At 67.7% G+C, this 20,896-nt stretch carries 14 protein-coding genes; 6 read left to right on the top strand and 8 right to left on the bottom strand.

Annotated features, from left to right (window positions below; all coding sequences use genetic code 11):
* Positions 1-387 (top strand): transposase (locus ABZS66_RS27150; RefSeq protein ID WP_354762329.1); only part of this gene is annotated, 387 nt, incomplete at its 5' end.
* A 1,023-nt stretch (positions 388-1,410) separates the two neighbouring features.
* Here the strand turns inward: ABZS66_RS27150 and ABZS66_RS27145 are convergent.
* The 3 genes from ABZS66_RS27145 to ABZS66_RS27135 all read right to left on the bottom strand — a co-directional run bounded on the left by ABZS66_RS27145 (position 1,411) and on the right by ABZS66_RS27135 (position 5,566).
* Positions 1,411-2,619: a histidine decarboxylase gene (locus ABZS66_RS27145; protein WP_354762327.1), complete on the bottom strand. Its 1,209-nt coding sequence runs from the start codon at positions 2,617-2,619 to the stop codon at positions 1,411-1,413.
* 261 nt (positions 2,620-2,880) lie between these two features.
* Positions 2,881-3,756: a hypothetical protein gene (locus ABZS66_RS27140; RefSeq protein ID WP_354762325.1), complete on the bottom strand. Its 876-nt coding sequence runs from the start codon at positions 3,754-3,756 to the stop codon at positions 2,881-2,883.
* Between the two features lie 334 nt (positions 3,757-4,090).
* Positions 4,091-5,566, bottom strand: coding sequence for an APC family permease (locus ABZS66_RS27135; protein ID WP_354762323.1), 1,476 nt, complete (start codon positions 5,564-5,566; stop codon positions 4,091-4,093).
* Positions 5,567-6,689: 1,123 nt separating this feature from the next.
* Here ABZS66_RS27135 and ABZS66_RS27130 point away from each other — a divergent pair.
* Positions 6,690-8,816 carry a BTAD domain-containing putative transcriptional regulator gene (locus ABZS66_RS27130; RefSeq protein WP_354762321.1) on the top strand — a complete coding sequence of 709 codons (2,127 nt, stop codon included), beginning with the start codon at positions 6,690-6,692 and terminating at the stop codon, positions 8,814-8,816.
* Positions 8,817-8,900: 84 nt separating this feature from the next.
* On the opposite strand, the gene ABZS66_RS27125 is transcribed toward ABZS66_RS27130, so the two are convergent.
* The gene (locus tag ABZS66_RS27125) at positions 8,901-9,986 is read right to left on the bottom strand and encodes a TDT family transporter (RefSeq protein WP_354762319.1); all 1,086 of its coding nucleotides are present in this window, start codon (positions 9,984-9,986) and stop codon (positions 8,901-8,903) included.
* 118 nt (positions 9,987-10,104) lie between these two features.
* Between ABZS66_RS27125 and ABZS66_RS27120 the strand changes: the two genes are divergently transcribed.
* Both ABZS66_RS27120 and ABZS66_RS27115 read left to right on the top strand, forming a co-directional pair.
* Positions 10,105-10,452, top strand: a complete 348-nt coding sequence (locus ABZS66_RS27120) for a LysR family transcriptional regulator (RefSeq protein ID WP_354762317.1) — start codon at positions 10,105-10,107, stop codon at positions 10,450-10,452.
* A 137-nt stretch (positions 10,453-10,589) separates the two neighbouring features.
* Positions 10,590-11,078, top strand: a complete 489-nt coding sequence (locus tag ABZS66_RS27115; RefSeq protein ID WP_354762315.1) for a LysR substrate-binding domain-containing protein — start codon at positions 10,590-10,592, stop codon at positions 11,076-11,078.
* A gap of 379 nt (positions 11,079-11,457) precedes the next feature.
* Here the strand turns inward: ABZS66_RS27115 and ABZS66_RS27110 are convergent, their stop codons facing one another.
* Positions 11,458-12,663 carry an alpha/beta fold hydrolase gene (locus ABZS66_RS27110; RefSeq protein ID WP_354762313.1) on the bottom strand — a complete coding sequence of 402 codons (1,206 nt, stop codon included), beginning with the start codon at positions 12,661-12,663 and terminating at the stop codon, positions 11,458-11,460.
* Between the two features lie 171 nt (positions 12,664-12,834).
* Here ABZS66_RS27110 and ABZS66_RS27105 point away from each other — a divergent pair, with 171 nt between their 5' ends.
* Positions 12,835-13,389 carry a TetR-like C-terminal domain-containing protein gene (locus ABZS66_RS27105; RefSeq protein ID WP_354762311.1) on the top strand — a complete coding sequence of 185 codons (555 nt, stop codon included), beginning with the start codon at positions 12,835-12,837 and terminating at the stop codon, positions 13,387-13,389.
* 1,280 nt (positions 13,390-14,669) lie between these two features.
* Entirely contained in the window at positions 14,670-15,389 is a 720-nt protein-coding gene (locus tag ABZS66_RS27100) for an SDR family oxidoreductase (RefSeq protein ID WP_354762309.1), read from the top strand.
* Positions 15,390-15,675: 286 nt separating this feature from the next.
* Here ABZS66_RS27100 and ABZS66_RS27095 read toward each other — a convergent pair whose 3' ends face one another.
* From ABZS66_RS27095 to ABZS66_RS27085, 3 genes are all read right to left on the bottom strand, one after another.
* Complete coding sequence (locus ABZS66_RS27095) at positions 15,676-17,016, bottom strand: hypothetical protein (RefSeq protein ID WP_354762307.1); 1,341 nt, start codon at positions 17,014-17,016, stop codon at positions 15,676-15,678.
* Positions 17,013-17,972 carry a hypothetical protein gene (locus ABZS66_RS27090; RefSeq protein ID WP_354762305.1) on the bottom strand — a complete coding sequence of 320 codons (960 nt, stop codon included), beginning with the start codon at positions 17,970-17,972 and terminating at the stop codon, positions 17,013-17,015. Before ABZS66_RS27090 ends, ABZS66_RS27095 begins: the two co-directional genes overlap by 4 nt.
* A 1,412-nt stretch (positions 17,973-19,384) precedes the next feature.
* Complete coding sequence (locus ABZS66_RS27085) at positions 19,385-20,818, bottom strand: MFS transporter (protein WP_354762303.1); 1,434 nt, start codon at positions 20,816-20,818, stop codon at positions 19,385-19,387.
* Positions 20,819-20,896 lie beyond the last annotated feature (78 nt).

Raw genomic sequence — 20,896 nt, 5'->3', positions numbered from 1 at the left:
GTCCACCGCGCCCGCAAAGGCGAACGGCGCAGCTTCGCCGAAACCGACTACGCCGCCCTGCTCGATGCCGCCCACCAGTACCTCAAGGCCCCGATCGTGGTCATCTGGGACAACCTCAACACCCACATCAGCGCCGCGATGCGACAACTGGCCGCCAGCCGGGACTGGCTCCACGTCATCCAACTGCCCGCCTACGCCCCGGACCTCAACCCCACCGAGGGCGTCTGGTCACACGTCAAACGCAGCCTGGGCAACCTCGCCGTGACCGGCGTGGACCAGCTCGCCGCCGTGGTCAAGAACCGGCTCAAGCGCATCCAGTACCGCCCCGACCTCCTGACCAGCTTCCTCACCCACACCGGCCTGACCCTCGACCCCGAACCGCCGTAACCCTGACCTTTCAACCTCTGTAGCAAGCACGGCCGGCGTTGTCGCGTCAGCAGGGCCCGGACCGCAGGGTCGGGCAGAAGCGGTAGCACCGGTGGCGGCGAGCATCGGCCCGGCTCAGCCGAGCCCACGCCAGAGTGGCGAGCCTGCGCCGCGGCGGCCTGCACCAACTCACCACCCCGCAGGCCCGCCGCACGCCACCTCGCCGCTCCCGCGGCCAAGGTCACCTCCGCCAGGAGGCGAAGAAGCCCCAACCCGACTCCGCACCAGCGGGTCAGACCGGACCGTCCAGTCGCAAGTCAGGACAGCCGCCTGAGAGCCGCTCGCACTCAACGGCAACTGTCGATGGTCAGCGTAGCCGCTGCGCCGCTGTCGCCGAACCGGAAGCGCATGCCCGAACGGTCAGCAGATCGACGTGGACACCGTCGCCCGTGATGCTGGGTCAGCGCCGCCAGCATCCGCAGCGCGGCGCCGCGTTGCGGAGGTGGGGTTTCGCACATCGGCGAGGCGGCGAGGATCGCGACAATCGCCGTCGACCCACTGTTGTCGGAATGAGCGAGGCGAACCGTGTAGCGAGTAGACCGGCGGCGTCAGATACCGGGTCACCGATCTGGCTGTCGTAACCAGTGAGCTCTCCGGCACCGCCGCAACGACGGCGGCAACAGCGCACTGTTCGCTGGCACACCTACCTGGCGCCGCAACACCATGACGGCGCAGCACCGCGGCCAATCGCCCGACACGGCTGGCGACGGACGGCCTCCTTTCGGGTTGCGGCTGAAGGCGCTGGGGAGACCGCGAGCCCCTTCCCTGTCCTCGCGGCCTCCCCAGCAGTCGCTGGGCGGTCATGGCACTGACCGCCGTATGGCGAGCGGGCACAGCTGAAACGGATTGTCTGCTACATCGCACAGTTCCGGCCCACAGCGGGCCCGGTGCCCGGTGTGCGGTGCATCGGCCGCAGCGGCCCGTTCTGTAGCCGTCCGCGTCGGCCGCTGGCGTGGCCCTGGCAGCTGAGCAGCAATCTCATGGTCAACATGCCAGTACGCTTTCCTCGGCGACGGCCAGCGGGGTGGTAGCCCGCAGCTGGCGGTCGGACGTTGGTCGTACGTCGGCGAGGTAGGCACCGATGAACCGGCGCACGGTCTCTTCGTCCTTGCCGGGCATGCAGATGATGTGGGCCCAGTCGCCGTGCACCGCGATCGGCCAGGTGTTCAAGAAGGTGTCGGACGGGCGCGGGAGCACGACGGTGCAGGCAAGTGGATGCTTCCAGGCGGGCACCTCAGCTTGGGTGAGGAGATCGACCGCGCGGGCCGCCATGTGCCGGGATGCCGCAGCTCGGCGGCGCAGTCCGTCGCGGCCGAAGGTCCGCAGCGCCCACCAGATCATCAGCGGGGTGTGCCCCGATCGGGACCCGGTGAGGGTCATGTCGGGTGCGCCGGTGTAGGTGCGAGTCGGTTCGGCAGGCACGCCTCGGCTGGCCCGCGCGACCACAACACCGCATGGGGTCGGTACGCCCAGGAACTTGTGTCCACTGACACTGATTGAGTCGGCACCGTCGCCCAAGTCGAAACCAGGCCGGGCCGCCGGGTCCAGGCCCGCGAGCGCCAAACCGGTGAGTGCGGCGTCTGCGTGCACGTACCGGCGGCCGGCGGGCACGCCAGCTGCGTCGAGTGCGGCGTGAACGCGCCGGACGTCGTCGATCGCCTCAGCCATGGTCGTGCCGATGGTGGCCACGACCGCGACAGCCGCGCGCCGCGGTCGCCCGGCAGCGACGGCGACCAACGCGTCGTAGTCCAGTTCGTCACGTGCGTCAGCCGGCACAACCACGAGCTGAATCCGCAATTCGCGAGCGAGTTTCGCAACGCACGTGTGGGCCGCGCTCGAGGCGTACAGCACGACACGACCGAATCGTTCCCGGGCCTGCAGCAGCCCGTAGCGCACGCCCTCGGTCCCACCGTTGGTGACGTATCCCGTGATGTCGTCGGCGGGCCCGCGCAGTAGGTCAGCGACCTCGGACACGACGTCCCGCTCGATCTGGAGGGTGTGTCCGCGGAAACCACGGCTGGCCGCGAACGGATGCCCGACGTTGTTCAGCGGCGTGTCCCAGAACCGTAGTAGCGGGAACACATCCAGGTCTGTCGCGTTCGGGTACCCGATGTCGGTGTCAGCGCTCTCGACAAGGCTGCGATGCAGCCCGCGCAAACGGGCCAGCAATCTGAGGTCGCTGACCGCGGTCACGCCAGAAGGTCCTTCCAGCCATCGCTGCGACCGGCCAGATGCAGCATTCCGCTCGATGTGCCAGGTACCGTCCCGCCCGAAGCCGGCATATCAGCGGGCGTGGCAACGCGGTCAGGGTTGTCGGGGTGAACAGGCGGCTCCGTCGTCATGCGGTTCGCCTCCGGCGGTCCGAGCGGATGCGTGGAAACGCGTGGTGACCCCGGACCGTTGCCTGGTGCGACTGCAGCGGATGTGCTTGCACGGGTTCGGTGTTGACGGTGTTCACGGCGCCCATCCCCAATAGATCATGCGGGTCAATTCGGCCAGGAAATGCCAGGCGTAGGCACGGGGGTGGTTCGGTGGAAGCTCGTTGAGCTCGCGTCTGAAGCGATACGCATGCACTGGGCCGGCAGAGCCGAGGTTCAGCGAAACGCTGGCCTCTCGTTCGATACGGTCATACTCGCGGCTGGCGTGACGCAATATACGGATCCGTCCGCCGTCGACGAGTTGGACGAGGGCTTCGCCCGGGACATCATGCGACGACTCCGCCTCGCGCAGCACCTGCTTCCACATGCCGTACGGAGTGTCGAGAGACGACAGCGCTACCCCTGCCAGCATGGGCCTCTGGCGCCAGTCTCGTTCCGTCCAGCCCTCATCTCGACGGTTGAGTAACGCCGCGCGGACATCGAAGTCGCGTTGACGCCATCCGTTGTACACCTGGTCCGTGAGCGCCCGCAGTATGCCTGCCGAGTCTGCGGTCTTTCGGCTCGCCGGCCAGGTGCGCGTGTCCGCGCGCAGCTCGTATCGGGTCGGTTCACGGCCGTCCTCGCCGAGACGCGTCGGGACCGCGAACAGAAGCGCGAGTGCAGTGGCACTGATCGGTCGAGTCCGGCGCATCTGCCACGCCTGGTATGCGTGGTTGATATTCAGCGCCGTAGCCCTGACCACGATCTGGATGCGTAGATCTTCGACTGCCCAGCGGCCATGTGGGCTGAGGTGCGCCTCTAGGCGCACGGGCAGTCCGCTGCGCAGCTCTGGTGTGGGTGGGCGCAGTTCGGCTGGGGCGCGGGTCAGCCACGCCGACTCCGGGCCAGCTACGTGGCCCGATGGCGCGAGATTCGTCTCGAATGGCCTCGCACCGGACGCCGCCACGTGCATGCCAGCGACCCATTGCGTCTCACCACTCGCGGCCAAGCTCGCGGGATGAAGGCTGCCGTGCCCGGACTGCTTAGTCGGTGGGCGCTGTGGTGTACTCGGGAACAGCACAGTAGCCCACTCACCGGGATACAGCTGTTGCTGCCTGTGCTGTGGCAGGTGTGACGCACCACTGCCATGCTGTGGGTATTGGTGGGTGGCATCGTCGGGGGCGGGCTGGTCAGTTCCGCCATCAGCGGGTGGCGGGACAGCATAGAGATAGGACCGGCGGGGAAGGCCGGCGGCTTGAACGGTGGGGTCCCAACGGTGGTCGTCGGGCCCGGTCGTCGGGCGCGGCCTAGACACGAATGTCTCCAAGCTGGTAGTCGGGGACGGTGACCTCGTCGGGCCGGCCGCGGCCTACGTTGGCGTATCGGTCGGCAAACCTGGTCTTGATGAGCCAGGCGTGCAGAAACCCGGCGGCGAGGGTCAACGCGACGGCACCGACGATCACGCCTTGCTGCCAGGAGTCGGCGGGAACACCGAGCAGTGCTGACTGGTTGGCCACAATGGTCCAGATCAAGGCGCCGCCGGCAGCGGCACCAGCGATCGGCAACGCGGTGCGGACCAGTACGTTCTCTGTCGTGCCGCCGCCTTTGCGGAAGTAAAGGACGGCCGAGATCGAGACGCCTACGAGCATCACTAGAATCGCGACGGCGGCGCCGGACGACAGCCAGATGAACATGCCCTGGATCGGGTCGGCCCCGGCCACCATGAAGATGGTGATCACTACACCGGCGACGGCAGTCTGCAGTAGTGATGCCGGAGCGGTCGCTCCGGCGAACCGTCCGGACCGTAGCCCGACCGTGCCGAGAACACTCGGGATGACACCTTCCCGCGCAACCGAGTGTACGTAGCGTCCGATTGTGTTGTGGAAACTCAGTGCCGCGATCAGCACGCTCGATACCAGCAGCATCTCGGCCAGGACACTGACCCCGGAACCGTAGTGGCGTTCCAGGATGCCGAACGGCAGGCCGTTCGTGGCGGTATTTCTCGCCGCGGCCACGATCTCGTCGGGTCCGGTCCAGACGGGCAACGCCCACGCGACCAACGCGTAGAACACCGGCAGGAAGACCAACGTGGCGACCGTCGCTTTGATCACGGTCTTGTCGGTCTTGCCCTCCTCGGCATATGCCGCGCCAGTGTCGAATCCGACGAACGCGGCAACAGACAATGCGAACACACCACCGACCTGACCCCGCTCATCCCACAGCGCACCGACGGTCAGCGGCGCCACACTGATGTGGCCGCCATGCGGGTGGGTAAATGCCGCCAGCACTAGGAGCGCGATCACACCGATCTCGGCCATCCCCACGACGGCGATGACGACCTTGCCCAGTGAGAAGTTGGCGACGCCGAAGACCGCAACAACCAGCCACCCGATCCAAGCCCACACCTGCCAACCGCCCACACCGGTGACGCCGGCCATCGTGGCGCCGAACAGCCCGTACAGCGAGATCTGGATGCTGTTGTACGCCACGATCGCCAGTACACCGAACGCGATCCCCCACGCCGGCCCCAAGCCAAGTGCCATGAACGCATACGCCGGCGCCGCATTCCCCGCCCGGTATGTCATCGCCAAATAGCCGACAGACAGCAGCGCCAGCGCCAACCCGATGATCGGGAATGACAACGGAACACCCAACACCCCGATCGTGGCGTACGTGGAGACCACACCACCGGCGAGTACGGCCATCGGCGACGACGCACCCACCTGAAACTGCCACGAAGTGAAACCATTGATGTGACGACGAATCAGCCCTACCCGCGGCATGTCGGCTCGCCCTCGTTCATGTCATGCGGCGCCGAGGCGGTCGGACACGTCACGGTCGTGCACGCCTGACCGTGTGTCTCGAACGCCGCCCGGCCGATCGGAACGACTGTCACCGCAAGCGGTCGCACCGGGCCAGGCATCCAGAACCGCTCCGTGCCTGTGGCCCGCCGCTGTGCCCGGGAACGCTTCACCGTGAACTGCGAGAAGTCATGACACGCCGCCCCCGGCACGAACGAGGGCCAATCGAGCCGAACGGCGCAACCGTGCTCAGCCCGAGAACGGCTACGAAAGAACAATCCCTGCCGCCGGCCGAATCGGCGAGCGAACACTGCCGGGGCCCGGCGGCGAACGCCGAATGTCGTCATTTTTCCACTCCAGGGGAACTTGCCCAACAACGGCGTCCGCGAGCTCGGTTCTCGGATCGCAATGCTCCCGAAGCCCGCGTCGCGCGGCGCACGCCGTCGGACCAAGCGGAGCATGGCGATCGAGACGACGTGGGCCGGCGAGTTAGGTACCGCGCCGCCCGGTCGATACCAGCCAGGATCCGACGGTTGGGCTGTGTCGCCCCGTGAACACGGAGACGAGCCAGCCCAACCGCCGGACGAGGCCGAGCGCACAGCCAACGGGGGACGGCCTGGCGCTCGAGCCTTCGGATCTGTGATGAAAACCAGGCACTGCCCCGAAACCGAGAACGTCGCCGCGCAGCGTGCTGGCTTCCGACAAAGGCTGACTGGGTGATGATCCTGCGACGTGGTCGGAATTGGACGAGCGATAGCGCATCGGTCATGTTCTGGCTTGCGCTACAGCGACTACGGGAGTGCGCGATGCACACCGGATGTGCCGCCACGGCCATGGTCGAAACTGCAGCGGTAGGGCTTGACCAGCTGGCGCAGTACCAACTTCATGCACGGTAAGACGTCGCTTCTCTCGGGATCGGTTCAAGACGCAGCAGAGATCGCCAACAGGATGTCGGCCCGCACTGTGGTTGCGCTGCGACCGCACTGCGATTGCACTGCGCGGCAAAATCGATCGCGACATGACTCGGTCGTCCACATCTCGGGCGAACCTCAGCCTTTGATCAAAGACTGGAACGCCTGCGAGCTGTTGTCGATACCGTCGCAGCGTGGTTACCAGTGGCGACGGGCCGCCGCTTGTCCGTGCGCTTGGTCCGATTGAGGTCGTGACAACGGACGGTCCAGTGAGCCTTGGTCGGCTGGAGTACAACCTGCTCGGCATCCTGGCGGCGAACGCGCAGCACGTGGTGACGGCGGATCGGCTCGTAGAGGGCTTGTGGGGCGCTCACCCACCTGCGTCGGCGCGCAACCGGGTGCAGGCGCTGGTCTCCTCGACGCGGCGGGCCCTTGGAGAGTCCGGCGGCCTGATCGTGACGCAGGCGCTCGGCTACCTGCTTCGAATCAACCACGGGCACTATGACGCCGATATGTTCGAGGCCCTCGCGCGCCTGGGCCGGCGGGCGTCCGAAGAATGCAGACATGCCGAGGCAATCCGCCTGCTGGGCGAAGCGCTGAGTTTGTGGCGTGGTCAGGCATTCGAGGGCATCACATCGTCTCTGGTCTTGCCCGAGGCAGCCCGTCTCGACGAGTTACGGTCGACGGTGTCGTCGGAGTGGGCGGACGCCAGATTGACCGTGGGAGAACATGCCGACTTGGTCGCAGACCTCTCTAGGCTGGTCGTGGCAGACCCGCTGCGTGAGCGACTACGTGGTCAGTTGATGGTGGCGCTGTACCGGTCCGGCCGGCAGGCCGAGGCTCTACGGGTCTACGCAGAAGGCGCTACAGCGTTGGCCGAGGAGCATGGCCTCGATGTTGGCCAGGAGCTACAGCGGCTGCGCCAGGCAATCCTCACCGATGATCCGGCCTTATGGGGCACATCAACGCTCGACCGGCCGGGTGAGGTATTGGCCCGAACCCTGCCGAACCCGGTACCTGCACAACTTCCTCCGGGCGTGCGTGATTTCATCGGTCGATGCGGCGAACTCGCGCAGCTCGACACGATCCTGGCCAGCCGGCAGCCCACCGCAGTGGCCATCTCCGCCCTGTCGGGAACTGCGGGCGTGGGCAAGACAGCCCTGGCGATTCACTGGGCCCATCGGGTCTCCGATCAGTTCCCGGACGGTCAGTTGTACATCGACCTGCGGGGCTTTGGGCCTGGCGGCTCGGCGATGAGCCCGGTCGAGGCGCTACGCGAGTTTGTGGAGGCGTTCGGAATCCCGCCCCAGCGAATTCCGAGGAGCGTCGGCGGGCTCGTCAGCCTGTACCGCAGCCTGCTCGGGGGCAGGAGGGTGCTCGTCGTGCTCGACAACGCTCGCGACGCCGAGCAGGTTCGCCCGCTGCTGCCCGGTGCGCCAGGCTGCCTGGTCGTAGTGACCAGCCGTACGGAGCTCACCAGTCTCGTCGCGGCTGAAGGAGCGCATCCGCTGACCCTCGATCTCCTTACGACAAGCGAGGCACGGGAACTGCTGGAACATCGCATCGACCAGTCCCGATGCCCTGTCGCACCGCACGCGTTGGACGAAGTCGTCGCCAGGTGCGCACGGCTGCCACTCGCCCTTGCCATCGCGGCCGCCCGTGCCGGCGCTCATCCCCGCCTACCAGTCGCAGCTCTGGCCGACCAACTCCGCGAGTCCAAATGCAGCCTTGACGCGTTCAACGGTGGTGACGCGGCAACCGACATACGAGCCGTGTTCTCGTGGTCGTACCACACACTCAGCACCGACGCCGCTCAACTGTTTCGGCTGCTCGGTGTCCATCCAGGACCAGACATCGCGGCACCGGCCGCGGCGAGCCTGACCGGCAGGACGCCGGCTGAGATCCGGCTGTTGCTGGAGGAGCTCGGCCGCGCACACCTCGTCACCGAACGCACGCGGGGACGCTACACGCTTCACAGACTACTCCGGGCCTACGCCAAAGAACTCGCCCATCGTTCAGAGTCCAATGGTGAGCTGCACTCGGCGGTACACCGAGCCCTCGACCACTACCTCCACACCGCCCACGCCGGCGCTGTTCTACTCAACCCTCACAGAAGCCTAATCAGGCCGGCCACCCCACAACCCGGCGTGACTCCCGATACTCTCAACGATCATGAGCACGCACTTGCGTGGTTCGCCTCCGAGCACGCCGTGCTGTTGGCCGTCATCGAACAGGCTGTCGACTGGGGATTCGGCACTCACAGCAGGCAGCTGTCCTGGACCCTCACCGACTTGCCGTCAGCGGCGTCGATGGTCTTGTAGTCCCCCATCTGACGGCGTTTCGATCATGCGATTCGGGTGTCCGTCGTGCGAGGTCGTGTGCGACGGTTCGGAGCAAGGCCAGGCTCAGGTCGGCGGCCGGAGCAGATGTCGCCGCCAGGCGCCGTGCGCGGTGCGGATGGCGGCCGTGGTCCAAGACGCGACGAGGAACAGATACAGCACGATGGCCAACGCGGTCAGGGCACGCACATCGCTGCGCGTGGCGAGGCCGAGGGTCCCGGTGACGAGGGCGCCGACGGGGAAGACGAAGCTCCACCAGGCCAGTGTGAACGGCAGGCCGCCGTCAGCGTTGCGGAGCGTCCGCCAGGTGATGGCCAAGGCCAAGGCGAGCCACAGCAGCGCGAACCCGAACGCGGGCAGACCGTAGAACAGGGCGAAGACCTGCGCGCCGGGGCCGTACGGGGCCGGCAGCACACCAGCGGCCGCAGCGCCGAGCAGGTGGGCTGCGGTGATCGACTGGCCGAGCGGGCCGAGAACGATCCACAGGGTCGGTACCAGCTTGGCCGGGCCGATGCGGTGTTGGACGAGCCGGGCCCAGAGCTGGGTCACGATAATCAGCGTGGCGACGAGGCTCACGCCGAACAAGGTGTAGCCGGCGATCACCACACCCAGCCGCAGCTGCCCGGCCGGCAGGTGCGGCACCAGAAGGGCGCCGTTGGCGGCCGACACCATCGGCGGCACGACCGACATCAACCACCCGCCGAACGCAGCATCCGCACCGATCTCGTGCCGCGTCATCATGAGGTAGGGAATCACGACCGCGGTGATCAAGCCGCCGACGGTACCGACGATCCAGAGCACCCCGTCGACGGCCACCGCGGCATGGAGTCCGAGCCAATCCCGGCCCAGCAGCAGCGCTCCCCCACCGACCGGCATCGCCGCCATCGGCGGCGCACCCCAGAACTGCGCCATCACCGGATCGGCTGCGTGCCCGAGCGCAGTCGCCCTGTCCCGACGCAGGTGCCCCGCGCAGGCCCATACGAGAGTCGCGGCGAGTCGCAGTCCGGGCAGATGGAGCGGCAATACTGCGGCGGCATTGGCGACGATGCCGGCGCCCATCACTGAGGCGAACCAATTCGGTCCCAGGTAGGCGAGCACTTCTGGGCGTCCTGGCTTGCGTGCGGCGATCGGAATGTCCATCAAAGCGGTCACGTGTCTCAATGTCCGACGGCAACGGCCGCACCGGTAGACGGCGATCGATTGTGACCTCATAGGCTGGCGTTATGCCCTTGCCACCGTTGGTGACCGACCTGACCAGCTTCGACCTGCTGTGTCGGTCGTCCGGCTCGGCAGCGTTGGTCGCGCCGCCGAGGCGCATCACATCTCCCAGCCGGCGGCCAGCGCCCGCCTGCGGCAGCTGAAACGGCAGCTCGGTGTCCCGCTCCTGCACCGCACCCCGCAGGGGTCCACGCTCACGGAGGCCGGCGCACTGGTCGCGGATCGGGCCCGGGCCGCTGTCGATGCGGCGGCAGCGTTGGCGGCGGGCGTCGCCACGCTGCGCGCCACCGCGGACAGCCGGCTCGTGGTGGCGGCCAGCCAGACCATCGCCGAATACCTGCTGCCAGGCTGGCTGGTGGCGCCGCGCCGGGCGCACCCCAGCCTCGGCGCCGTGCTGTAGGCCGGCGACTCCACGCAGGTGGCCGCACGCGTCCTCGCTGGTGACGCCGGGATCGGCTTCGTCGAAGGCCCCGATACACCCGCCGGCCTGCGCGCCGAGACCGTCGCCGAGGACCGCCTCGTCGCCCCGAGCCACCCGTGGGCCCGTCGCCGTCGCGGGATCACCCGGCCGAGCTCGCCGCCGCACCGCTGGTCGCCCGGGAGGCCGAGTCCGGCACCCGCCGGTCCCTCGAGGCGGCGCTGCGCGAACGTGGCTGCGGCCCCATCGCCACGCCGATGCTGGAACTGTCCTCGACAACCGCGATCAAGCATGCAGTCGCTGCTGGCAGCGACCCGGCAGTGCTGAGCTCCCTCGCGGTCACCACCGAACTCGCCACCGCCACGTTAGCCGCGGTGCCCGTTGTCGGACCCCCGCTGCGGCGCTGCCTGCGGATCGTGTGGCCGACCGGTCGGCAGCTCACCGGCCCCCCGCCCGCGACCTGTATGCCATCGCGCGCCACGCCGGATAGCAGCGGGCGGTCAGCGACAGCGCTTGGACGAGCACAGGATGGCGGTGGCCTCGCAGGAGGCGAGGCCACCGCTCTCGTCGTATCAGGCGGAACGATGCGGGGGGCTTGGATGACGTGAGGCCGCTGACTCGCGCGACCACGATAGTGACGGTGCAGCTCGGCTGGCTCGCCAACGGCCGGGAACAGTCGGACCGTCGGCGTCGACCCCCGCCATGGCCTGGGTCGGCGAAAACCTCGACCCGACGCGGCAGGCAGGGCTCTGTTGTACACACAGGACCCTATCGAGGCCGCCGTCGGCAGCGGGCAGGGCCGAGCCGTCGCCGGCGGCCGACGTCGATCACGATCGGGTTGGGCCGGTCCAGCTCTGGAATCCAAGGCGATGGCGCCGTGCAGCTGGGTAGCCTGGGTGGCCGCAGGCAGCAGCCGCGCGTCGACCTGGGCCAGCCGCACCTCCAGCATCGGCAGGGGCAAGCCAGAGAGATCGGACTACCAGTGTTCTACCGCTTCAGCAGGGTGGCGTCGAGCCAGTCGAACATGACCTGGTGCGCTCGCGCCAATGCGCCCATGTGGCAGTGCTCGCCTGCGCCTTCGGCGTCGCTCAGCGTGGCGAATGTGGTCGGCGCGTTGACAAGTGCTTGCTCGACCTTGGCCGGCTGGCCCTGGAGAAACGCGTCGGCGTCGGCGTCCATGACGAGCGTCGGTGCGGTGATCCGCTCGGCGATGCCTTCGAGGGTGTAGTCGCGGGTCTTGCGCAGCAGATCCGCGTAGGACCCGGCGCCCAGCGCCCACATGCCGTTGTGCAGGCCCCAGCGGACCTCGGTGCTGGCGCCGGCCAGCATCGCCAGCACTGGATTGGCGATGTCGTCGCGCTCCTCGGCCACCCATTGGGCCAGCGCAGGGGGAAGCACCCGGGCGAAGGCGGCGTGAAAGTCGTAGATGCCGTCGTCGAGGATGAGCGCTGCGATGCGCGGTTCGAACGCAGCAGCGCGGGCCACAAGGAAGCCGCCGAGGCTGTAGCCGAACAGGACGATCCGGTCGTCCGCGATCTCCGGCCGGCCGGCGGCGTAGTCGATGACCGGTGTAATGACCGCCTCCCAGTCTGGCCGGAAGACGAGCCCCTGTCGGCGCAGCGCCGCGCCTTGGCCTGGGCCGTCGAAGGCCAGCACGTTGTACCCGCGGCGGAGCGCGGCGGCGGCGATGGCGAAGTACGACTCCTCAAGTGTGGAGTCGTAGCCGCTGGTGTAGACGATGGTCGGCCGTGGGGCGCCGGAGTCGTCGACGAGGTAGAGGTAGCCGGGCAGGGTGGTGTCCTGGTAGGGAATTTCGATCGGCTCGACCGGCGTGTCGAACAGCGCGATCGCCTGGGCGAAGGTGTCGCGGGACAGCGTGGACAGTGCGGTCACCTCGGGGTCGGTGGCTGGGTGGTCACGCAGGAAGAACTCGGCGGTCCGGTAGTAGTTCGACGCGCGCAGCAGTGCTTCCCGGGCGCTGACACGGTGCCCGCCGGCGAGCGACTTCTCGCCGATGGCCTGGACCCGGGTCGCGGTCGTCTTCCAGGTCTGGTGCCAGGCATCTTCGCCGCCGTCCGCGATGTCGCGTGCGGCGGCCAAGATCTCGCCTAAGTCCGCGCCGCCGTACGTCGCGAACCCGGCCGCGCGTAAGGCTTCGAACGAGAACGAGGGGTTGTCGAAGAGGAACCGCATGACCGTCTCCTTACTCGGGGCTGGCACAGCCGCCGTCTCTTAGTCGAGACGGAACGGTTCCGTCTCGACTATCGGTTACACTAGCCGAGACGGCACCGTTCCGTCTCGTGCTAACCTATAAACATGATGGGTGTCGCATCACCAAGCCGCCGCCCGTCAGGGGGGCCGGTATTGCAGGACGAGCTGACGCAGGCCCTCATCGAAGGGTTCTTCGAAGAGCTCGCCGAGGTCGGCTACGGCAAGCTCTCCCTGGAGGCCGTCGCCAGGCGTGCCGGCGCCGGGAAGGCGGCCATCTACCGTCGCTGGTCATCGAAGCGCGAGATGACGGTCGCACTCGCCTCCCAGGTCGCTGTTTCGACGATCGGTGCGCCCGACACCGGCACCCTGCGTGGGGATCTCACCGCATTTCTGGACGAGGCGCTATCCGCCCTCCGTCATCCGCTCGCCTTCCGCATCATCCCGGATCTACTCGCCGAAGCAGCGCGGGACGAAGCCCTCGCCGACGCGCTCAAGACCGCTGTCCGCGCACCCCGGCGGGAAAACGCCGCGCGGATGCTGCGCCGTGCCGTGGAGCGCGGCGAACTGCCCGCAGACGTCGACATCGAACTGGCGTTGGACTTCCTGGTCGCGCCGCTCTATTGGCGGCTTTTCGTGACGCAGTTGCCAGCGAGTGCCGACTACCTCGAACGGCTCGTCACCACGCTCATCCACATGCTCGAAAGGTGACGGCGCGTTGCGCGCCGGTCGATCCGGCACAACCCGCCCCTCCGCCCACCGGCGCGAACCGTGCAGCAACTCCCAGCAACGCCACGCGGGCCGATGGCGAGGGCCCATCAGCTCCGGAGATCAGCGGGCCCGGCGCGCGCTGCACCGACCTTCCCGGACGGCCACTCGTTGCCATCCGTCGCCACTCGTCGCACCCGCCCGCGCCACGACAGCGGGCCGGCCGGTCCCCCGTCGCAACCCGGAGACGCGTCCGCCGGCCAGGTTCCCCTGAAGGCCCGGCAACCGTCGGCAAGCGAGAATGGGAGACCGATGACCGACGACGGGACCATCCGCCACCCCGGCCCGCGAACCGTGGGGATCCTGGGCTTCCTGGGCACGCCGCCTGTTGTCGAGCGCGGCGCAGGCCGTGGTGAGCTGGCTGCTGGACCGCATGCTGCATGACTGAGAGCCATCGTGGCTAATGGGCCGTCCGCGTCCCCTGCCATGCGGCTCCACGATGAACCTCCGACGTGCCCCACGCCGGCCCCGGCGCGTGCCACCGCCGCAGATCACGCCCAGGGCGCTACACGACCCCAAGGCGACCCAGTACCACCGCCTACCTGTAGCCCGGACCGTCCAAGCCGTTCAGTGCAGACCTAAGCGAAACGTAAAGATGACCTAAGCTGGGTTGCCGGATACATTCACCCGGGTCGCCGAAATACCGCCTCCGCTCCGGCGAGTTGAAGATCTTTGCCGGGGCCGATCTATGCATAGATGCGCATCGTCGACAGATCGCGGTGGTGAAGTTAACGTCCAACGCCCGTTCCAGCGCACACGCCCGATGCGTGCACGGCGACCTTGCCGAGCGGTCGCGCCGCCGCGACCAGCACCCATCATGCGGAGGTGTGAATACTTGGAGTCAGCGACATGGATCGGCTCGAAACACGTCGCCGTCGGAGCGGAGACGCAGGATGCGGCAGCGCCCAGCGGCGCATCCTGAAGCGTTGCAGGTGGTTGATAGCTGGGCCGAGTGCGGGCAGCTGGCAGGTGCGGCCGTTCGACCACGACACCTCGCCACCCGTAGCGCGTGGCGATTTCAGCCTTCCAATCGCAGGGCCACCGACCAGATTCAGACGCGTCGAGCTCGATTCGCCTGCCCATCTCGACATCAAGGCCAGACAATCAATGTGGGCTATATAACAGAAGACCGGGGTTAACCATCAACGGAATGTAGTCTTAGCGCCGTCGCGAGAGTACGCGTCGTTCAGTCTGAATGCCTCCCTGAAAGAAAGAGGACAGCCGTGGGTGCTGTGGTAATTATCGGTGGCACGTCAGGGATCGGCCTGGACATGGCAAAACACTATTTGACCAGAGGCCGCCCGGTAGTACTGACCGGTCGTGACCCCGAGCGCACCGAAAAGGTCGCAGCGGAAGTCAATGCTCTGTGCGCGCCGCCGGGCAGCGACGCCAGAGCCACCGGCCTCGCCGTTGACCTAAACCAACCGCACGACGTCGCCGCCGCGCTGGCCAGCACCGGTCAGGTCGACCGTCTCGCACTGGTAGCCATCGAGCGGGACCTGAACACCATCGTGGACTACAACATCGACAAGGCGATCCGGTTGACCACGCTCAAGCTGGTGGGCTACCACGCGGTGGCGGCCGCCCTCCGCACCCGCTTGTCACCGAACGGCTCGGTGCTCATCTTCGGAGGCATGGCGAAGGACCGGCCATATGCTGGCTCCACCACCGTCTCGACGATCAACGCCGGAGTTGTCGGCATGACCCGGACGCTCGCCGTCGAACTGGCACCACTCCGGGTCAACTCACTGCATACCTGGATGATCGAGGATTCCCCATTCTGGCGGGACAAACCCGAACGGCAGGAGTACGCGCGCAACTGCACCCTGACCGGCCGACTGTCCACCTCGGCGGAGGTGGTCGAAGCCGCGATATTCCTCCTGGAAAACGGGGCGGTGAACGCCGTCGACCTACGGGTCGACGGCGGACTGCGGACGGGATGACCACCAACGCCACGGACGGATGACGGTAGCCTGCCGGTCACCACGGGACGTTCGCCGAACGTGAGGGGTGCGGGCGCTGTCATGCGTGGGACCGTCATAATAAGGATCGCCGCCAAGCAGAACGGCATCGACCATGTCCGCCATTGCCGCCGAGCCAAGAGTTGTAGCGGCACGGTGGATGCCGCACGGTCGCATCAATCGACCCGCCGGGCCCCGCGGCGCCGGCCGAGACAGTGTCATCGGCCCGGCAGTCTCCCGCTCTCGATTGTGATGCGGCGCCAGAACGTCATGCCTGTGTCCCGACCGCACTGGGTCTGTTGGTGCACACGTCGGCGGCGCGCACGGTGGTCGTGGTGTAGGCGATTGCGACGCCGATGCAGTACTGCCGTGCATGTGGGTCGAGTCCGGTGAGGCGGTAGCTGGTGGTTGCGGCGGGCACGGTCGCGGCAACGACGGCTGGTGCGCTGTCCTTGGCGACGAACAGCAGCGCGGGTCGCCGCCCGCCGCTTGGATCGGTCCACGCAACGTCAAGAGACGTGCCGGCGTCCCGCACGATCCGCACATCTGTAGCCAGCTGCAACAGCGGCGACCGTGATGCTTGTATCGTGACGGCGCTGGCCATCGGCGACCGGTCCCGTCCCGGTTCGCGTGGCGGCAGCACCTGTGCGATGGTGATCATCACCGCGGCGATTGCTGCGGCGGTGCCGGCGCACACCACCGCACCGACGAGTAACCAGTACGGCAGCGGACGCCGCGCCTCACCCCGCCAACGCCCCTGACGCAGCCGATCCGGCCGGTTTCGTCTTGCTGCGACCGTCGACGATCGGCGGGAGCTGGTCGACGCTGTTGACGGCCGGTCGCGCTCGTGCCGTTCCGTCTCAAGGTCATCGGCCACGGCCGCCAACCGCACGACCAGCGGATGAACTGCGCCGAGAGTGCTGGCTGCGGCCGGATAGATCGAGGCAACGAGACCTCGAGCGGTGTCATGGTGGCCCAGCCGCGAGCGCAACTCGGCCAGCTCGACACCGACCCGAACGACCTCGACCGGTGCCGTACCGTACTCCGTGACCAGCCACCGATAGGCCAGGGTGAGGGTTGGTTCGGCGGTCTCGCCTCGGCCACGGGCGGCGATGATCCTGGCCACACCCGCCGTCGCCAGCAGCGCTGGCCACCGGGCCCGGGGATCGTCCTGGCGCGCGACGGCGTCGCGGTAGCAGGCCTCAGCATCGTCGAGCCGCCGCTGTGCGACCAGCATCCGGGCGCGGGTGATAGCGAGCATCGCCAACTGGTGGGGGCCGAGGCCGCCCCAGGCGGCAAGGTCATCGAGCAGTGCTTCGGCCTCGTCGGGCCAGCCGAGGGCAACCATGCTCTCAGCAAGCATACGGATGGCGTCGAATGCGTCCGTGTGCTCGACGGGCACCCCATGCTCCATAAGGGAGCGAACCTCGAGCAGCCTCTGATAGGCGTCGGGGAACCGGTAGGCCGCCAACAACGCATGCGCCTGGTCGATCAGCTCAGTCGAGGTTTCCGCAGCTGGCATGCCCGTGGGCCGCGCGTCCGTGTCAGGATCGATGCGGTGTTTCCCGGTGTGGCGTTTGCCGGCATGGACGGGTCGAATGGGGGTCACCAGGGCACCTCCGGGAGCCATGGCGCTGCGATCGACACGCCTTCCGGCGCCGTCCACGTGCCGTACGGTGATGTCGGGCAGACGCGGCCTGCTGCTGGCCGGGATATGGGGCTGTGCAGGGTGGGCGGCGAAAAGCGCGTGGTCGCGGCCGACTTCGCGGACGGTGGGCAGCTGCATCGGGTACTGCGGAGCAGGAGGGTTGTCTGTCGGCCCGCGGCGAGGTCGGCTGTCTCGTAGCTCAGCAACCGCCCGCTCGCCGCGTCGACGGCGAAGGTGTACGTGGTGGTGTCGTCGTCGAACTGGAAGGTGATGCTGCCATGGCCGACCCCGTCGGTGCGCTCGCCGACGATGGTGAGGCTGGGCAGCATGGCCAGTACACGCAGGACCCCGGCCCGTTGCCCCGCGTCGAGGTAGCGGACTCCGGCTAGGTCGGCGAGCGCCGCCATGACAGAGGCTGACTCTGCGGCGCCATGTGTGCGTTCGGCGATGCGCGACGCGAGGAGGTCGGCGTCGGCTGGGACCGGGTCACCGACGGGCGAGCGGACTTGGCCGGGCGCATAGGTGGTCACGACGTATGACGTCTGGTCGAGCAGGCTAGACAGGCTGGGCGCGGTGTCGGCGTTGCCACCGTTCAGGCTGACCCGGCGTTCTGCGACCGCGCCGGCGCCGGTCGAGGTGATCCACCGCGTCGATTCGACCACAAGGATGGCGGCGCCTATCTGCACGTGTCGGCGCAGGCGCACACAGCTGCCGGTTCCGGGCGCGAGGTCGCTCGCTGTGGGCGCGAGGTGCGCCGCCAGTGCGAGCAGCCGACCTTGGGGTGTGACCCAATGACGTTCGGTACGCTCGCTGGCCGGTTCGGCTGCGTGGGTCAGACGGAGGTGACCGTGGTCGGCAGCCGTCACGGCGAGCAGGGCGCAGGTGAGCAGCACTGCGGTGAATCGGATGTGGGTCACAACGGACGGCCTCGATGCAGGATGTTCGGCTGGGCTTGTTGCCGGTAACAGATCGGCTGGTGCATGCAGGTGTGGGCGGCCGCCCCGCTCGGCGGGGATTCCGAGGAGACCGCACAAGCTTCGCCCGTGCTGCGGGCTGCCCGGCGAATGCGTCGTGGTGGCCTGGGAGGTCTGACCGACCTGGGTGCAAAACCGAAATGGCAGACGACGCGCTCGTGAGTGTCATGGCACGATCCGCGTAACTTGCCTCGCACCCCGCTGCCTCCAGTGCGGGCGCGTTGCGACGGAGCTGGCGGCACGCCGCACGTCGGGCAGCAGGTCCAGGTGCTTCGGGCGGTGCCGCCGAACATACCGCGCTGGTGGCGGCGAGGCGGAGTGCCCGGGAGGTTCATCGTGTATCCGTCCGTGATCGAGGTCCGTCTCGTCGCCGTGCGCAGTTGAACAGTCAGGGAGGGACGTAGTTCGTAACGTTGGCGCGTTGCGCACTTGGCCGCTTGGCGAGCGGGTGGGACGACGAGATAGGCGGTGCTCCAGTCGTGACGCCCAGTCCGGTCCGGGCACAATGTTCCAGCCACGGCCGGCCTCCCTCGCTCAAAGCGCACCCACCATCGGCCGCGCACGACCGCACAACGCGCCGCCGCGGCATGCGGTTCACGTCCGCCGACAAGAACAGACCAAACTGCGGGCCGGGCCTCACCCTTACTGCCCTGCAGATACGCGCAACGCTTCCAAACGACGCAGTTGGGCCGTTCGTTCGTACTCGGCGCGGCAAGCGTCACATTGGATCGGTGACCGCTCAGTCACATCGCGTTTACCTCGACGAACCGACGGGCAGCGATCGCCACCGTCCAGCAGCCCATCGGACCCCTAGTGTGTTCGTCGACTTCTGCCGCCGGTTGCTGTCCGCCGTACGATCGCCGGCCACAGATCGTCCACACCTCGACCAACCGGGCCAGGCACACATCCTTGGTTCTGTGCGTGCAGATCCACGTCCGCTCCGTCCGGTCGGCCCGGACCCGTCGCAAGGACCTAGTCCCGGACGCAGGCGCGCTACCGCACGCCAGGCCACCTGGCGTGCGGTAGCACTACCGCCGGCAACCGCCCGCGGCGTGCGGTCACACCCTCCGCTTGCGCAGCCAGCCGACCAACCGGGACATCTCCGGCAACGGCAATGGCAGCCTGCCCGAGCGCTAGTTGATCGCCGAGCGCTCGCCCAGGACGCACGAGCCAGCCGAGTCGTCACTGTCCAACATGGACACCAGCATCTCGCTGACGGGACGCCGCACGGCCGCCCTTTAGAGATCGTCGAAGATCACCACCGTGGCTTCGCAGCCGCGGCTTTCCGTTGCAGCCGCCCGGTCCATCACGTCGTGGCCAGCCTTTGGCCTGGTCCGCAGCGTTTCCGCTCCCTGTCAAGCGCCGGTGGTCGCCTCGGCGATCTGTTCCGCGGTGGGGGTGAGCCTGGGCGAGATAAGAGTCACGATGATGTTGATGACCTCGAAGACCGCCGCCACGATCAGCCCCAGATGAAAGCCGTCCACGAGGGCCAGATGCTCGGATGCCCCCTGCGCAAGGGAGTGGGTGGTGCTGGATACCGCCAGGGTGGTGGCGATGGCGAGTCCCAGCGCTCCGCCGACCTGGTAGAAGGCGGACACGACGCCAGAGGCGGCTCCAGCCTCGTGGTGGGCGACGTCGGCGACAGCTGAGACTTGGGCCGTCACGCCGATAGGAATGATGCCGATGCCGAACAGGATGAGGCCGGGCAACAGGTCCGTGCTGTAGCTTGCGTTGGCGCCCGCACGCGACAGGAGCAACAGTCCGACCAAGGCGATGAGCAGGGCGCCCAGTTGCACGGCCCGGGTGCCGAACCGATGGACCAACTGGGTCGACACGACGGCCGACACAATGGCGGCAATGCCCATGGGCAGCAGCTTCACGCCGGTCTCCAGTGCCGAATCACCCAAGACCTGCTGCATATAGATGGCGGTCAGGAAGAACATGGTCAAGAAGGCCGCACCGTTGAGAGCGAGAGCCCCACTGGCCGTGCTCAGCGCGCGAGACTGGAAGAGCCGGAGGGGTACCAGCGGCGCCTCGGATCGCGCCTCGACCACAACGAAGGCGACCAGCAGCACGACACCGACAACGAGAGAGCCGATCACCTCGGCGGAACCCCAGCCAAGCGGCTCAGAGCGTACGACGCCGTACACCACACCCAAGAGGCCCACGGTGCTGAGCAGCGCGCCACCGATGTCGAAGCCTCCGCGTGCACCCTCGTGGCGGGGGAAGTGGGATACCAGGACGGGCGCGAGGAACAGCAAGACGATAACGATCGGGACGTTGACGAAGAACGTCCATCGCCAACTCAACGAGTCGACGAGCAGCCCTCCGGCCACGACGCCTAAGGTGCCGCCGAGGCCGCCGAGCCCACCCCACACGCCCATGGCGATGTTGCGGTCTCGGCCATGGGAAAAGGTCTTGGTCAGGATCGCCAGCGCCGCCGGGGACAGCAAGGCACCGCCCAGCCCTTGGACAGCCCGCGCCGTGATGAGCGTCTCGGGCGAGGGCGCGAGCCCGGCGACCAATGAGGTCACCCCGAACAGTACGAGGCCGATGACGAACACCCGTCGTGAGCCCAGCAGGTCAGCAGCCCGGCCGCCCAGCAGCAGAAAGCCGCCGAACAGCAGGGTGTAGGCGCTGATGACCCATTGCAGGCCGTCGGGTGAGAACTCTAGATCGGTCTGGATGCGTGGCAACGCGACGTTCACGATCGTCACGTCGAGCACCACGATGAACTGGGCGAGCGCCAATACGGCCAGCGTGCCCCAGGGATTGCGTTCGCGTTGCATTACCTACCCCATCGAACTGTGAGCCTACGTGTCGTAGGTGTACCGTGTAAGCTTATGCTGTACATGTACGGCGTAGAT

The organism is Dactylosporangium sp. NPDC005572 (assembly GCF_040605515.1).
Taxonomy (GTDB): Bacteria; Actinomycetota; Actinomycetes; order Mycobacteriales; family Micromonosporaceae; genus Dactylosporangium.
The sequence above is the reverse complement of the archived record's forward strand: the minus strand, read 5'-3'. Positions and strand labels throughout refer to the sequence as shown.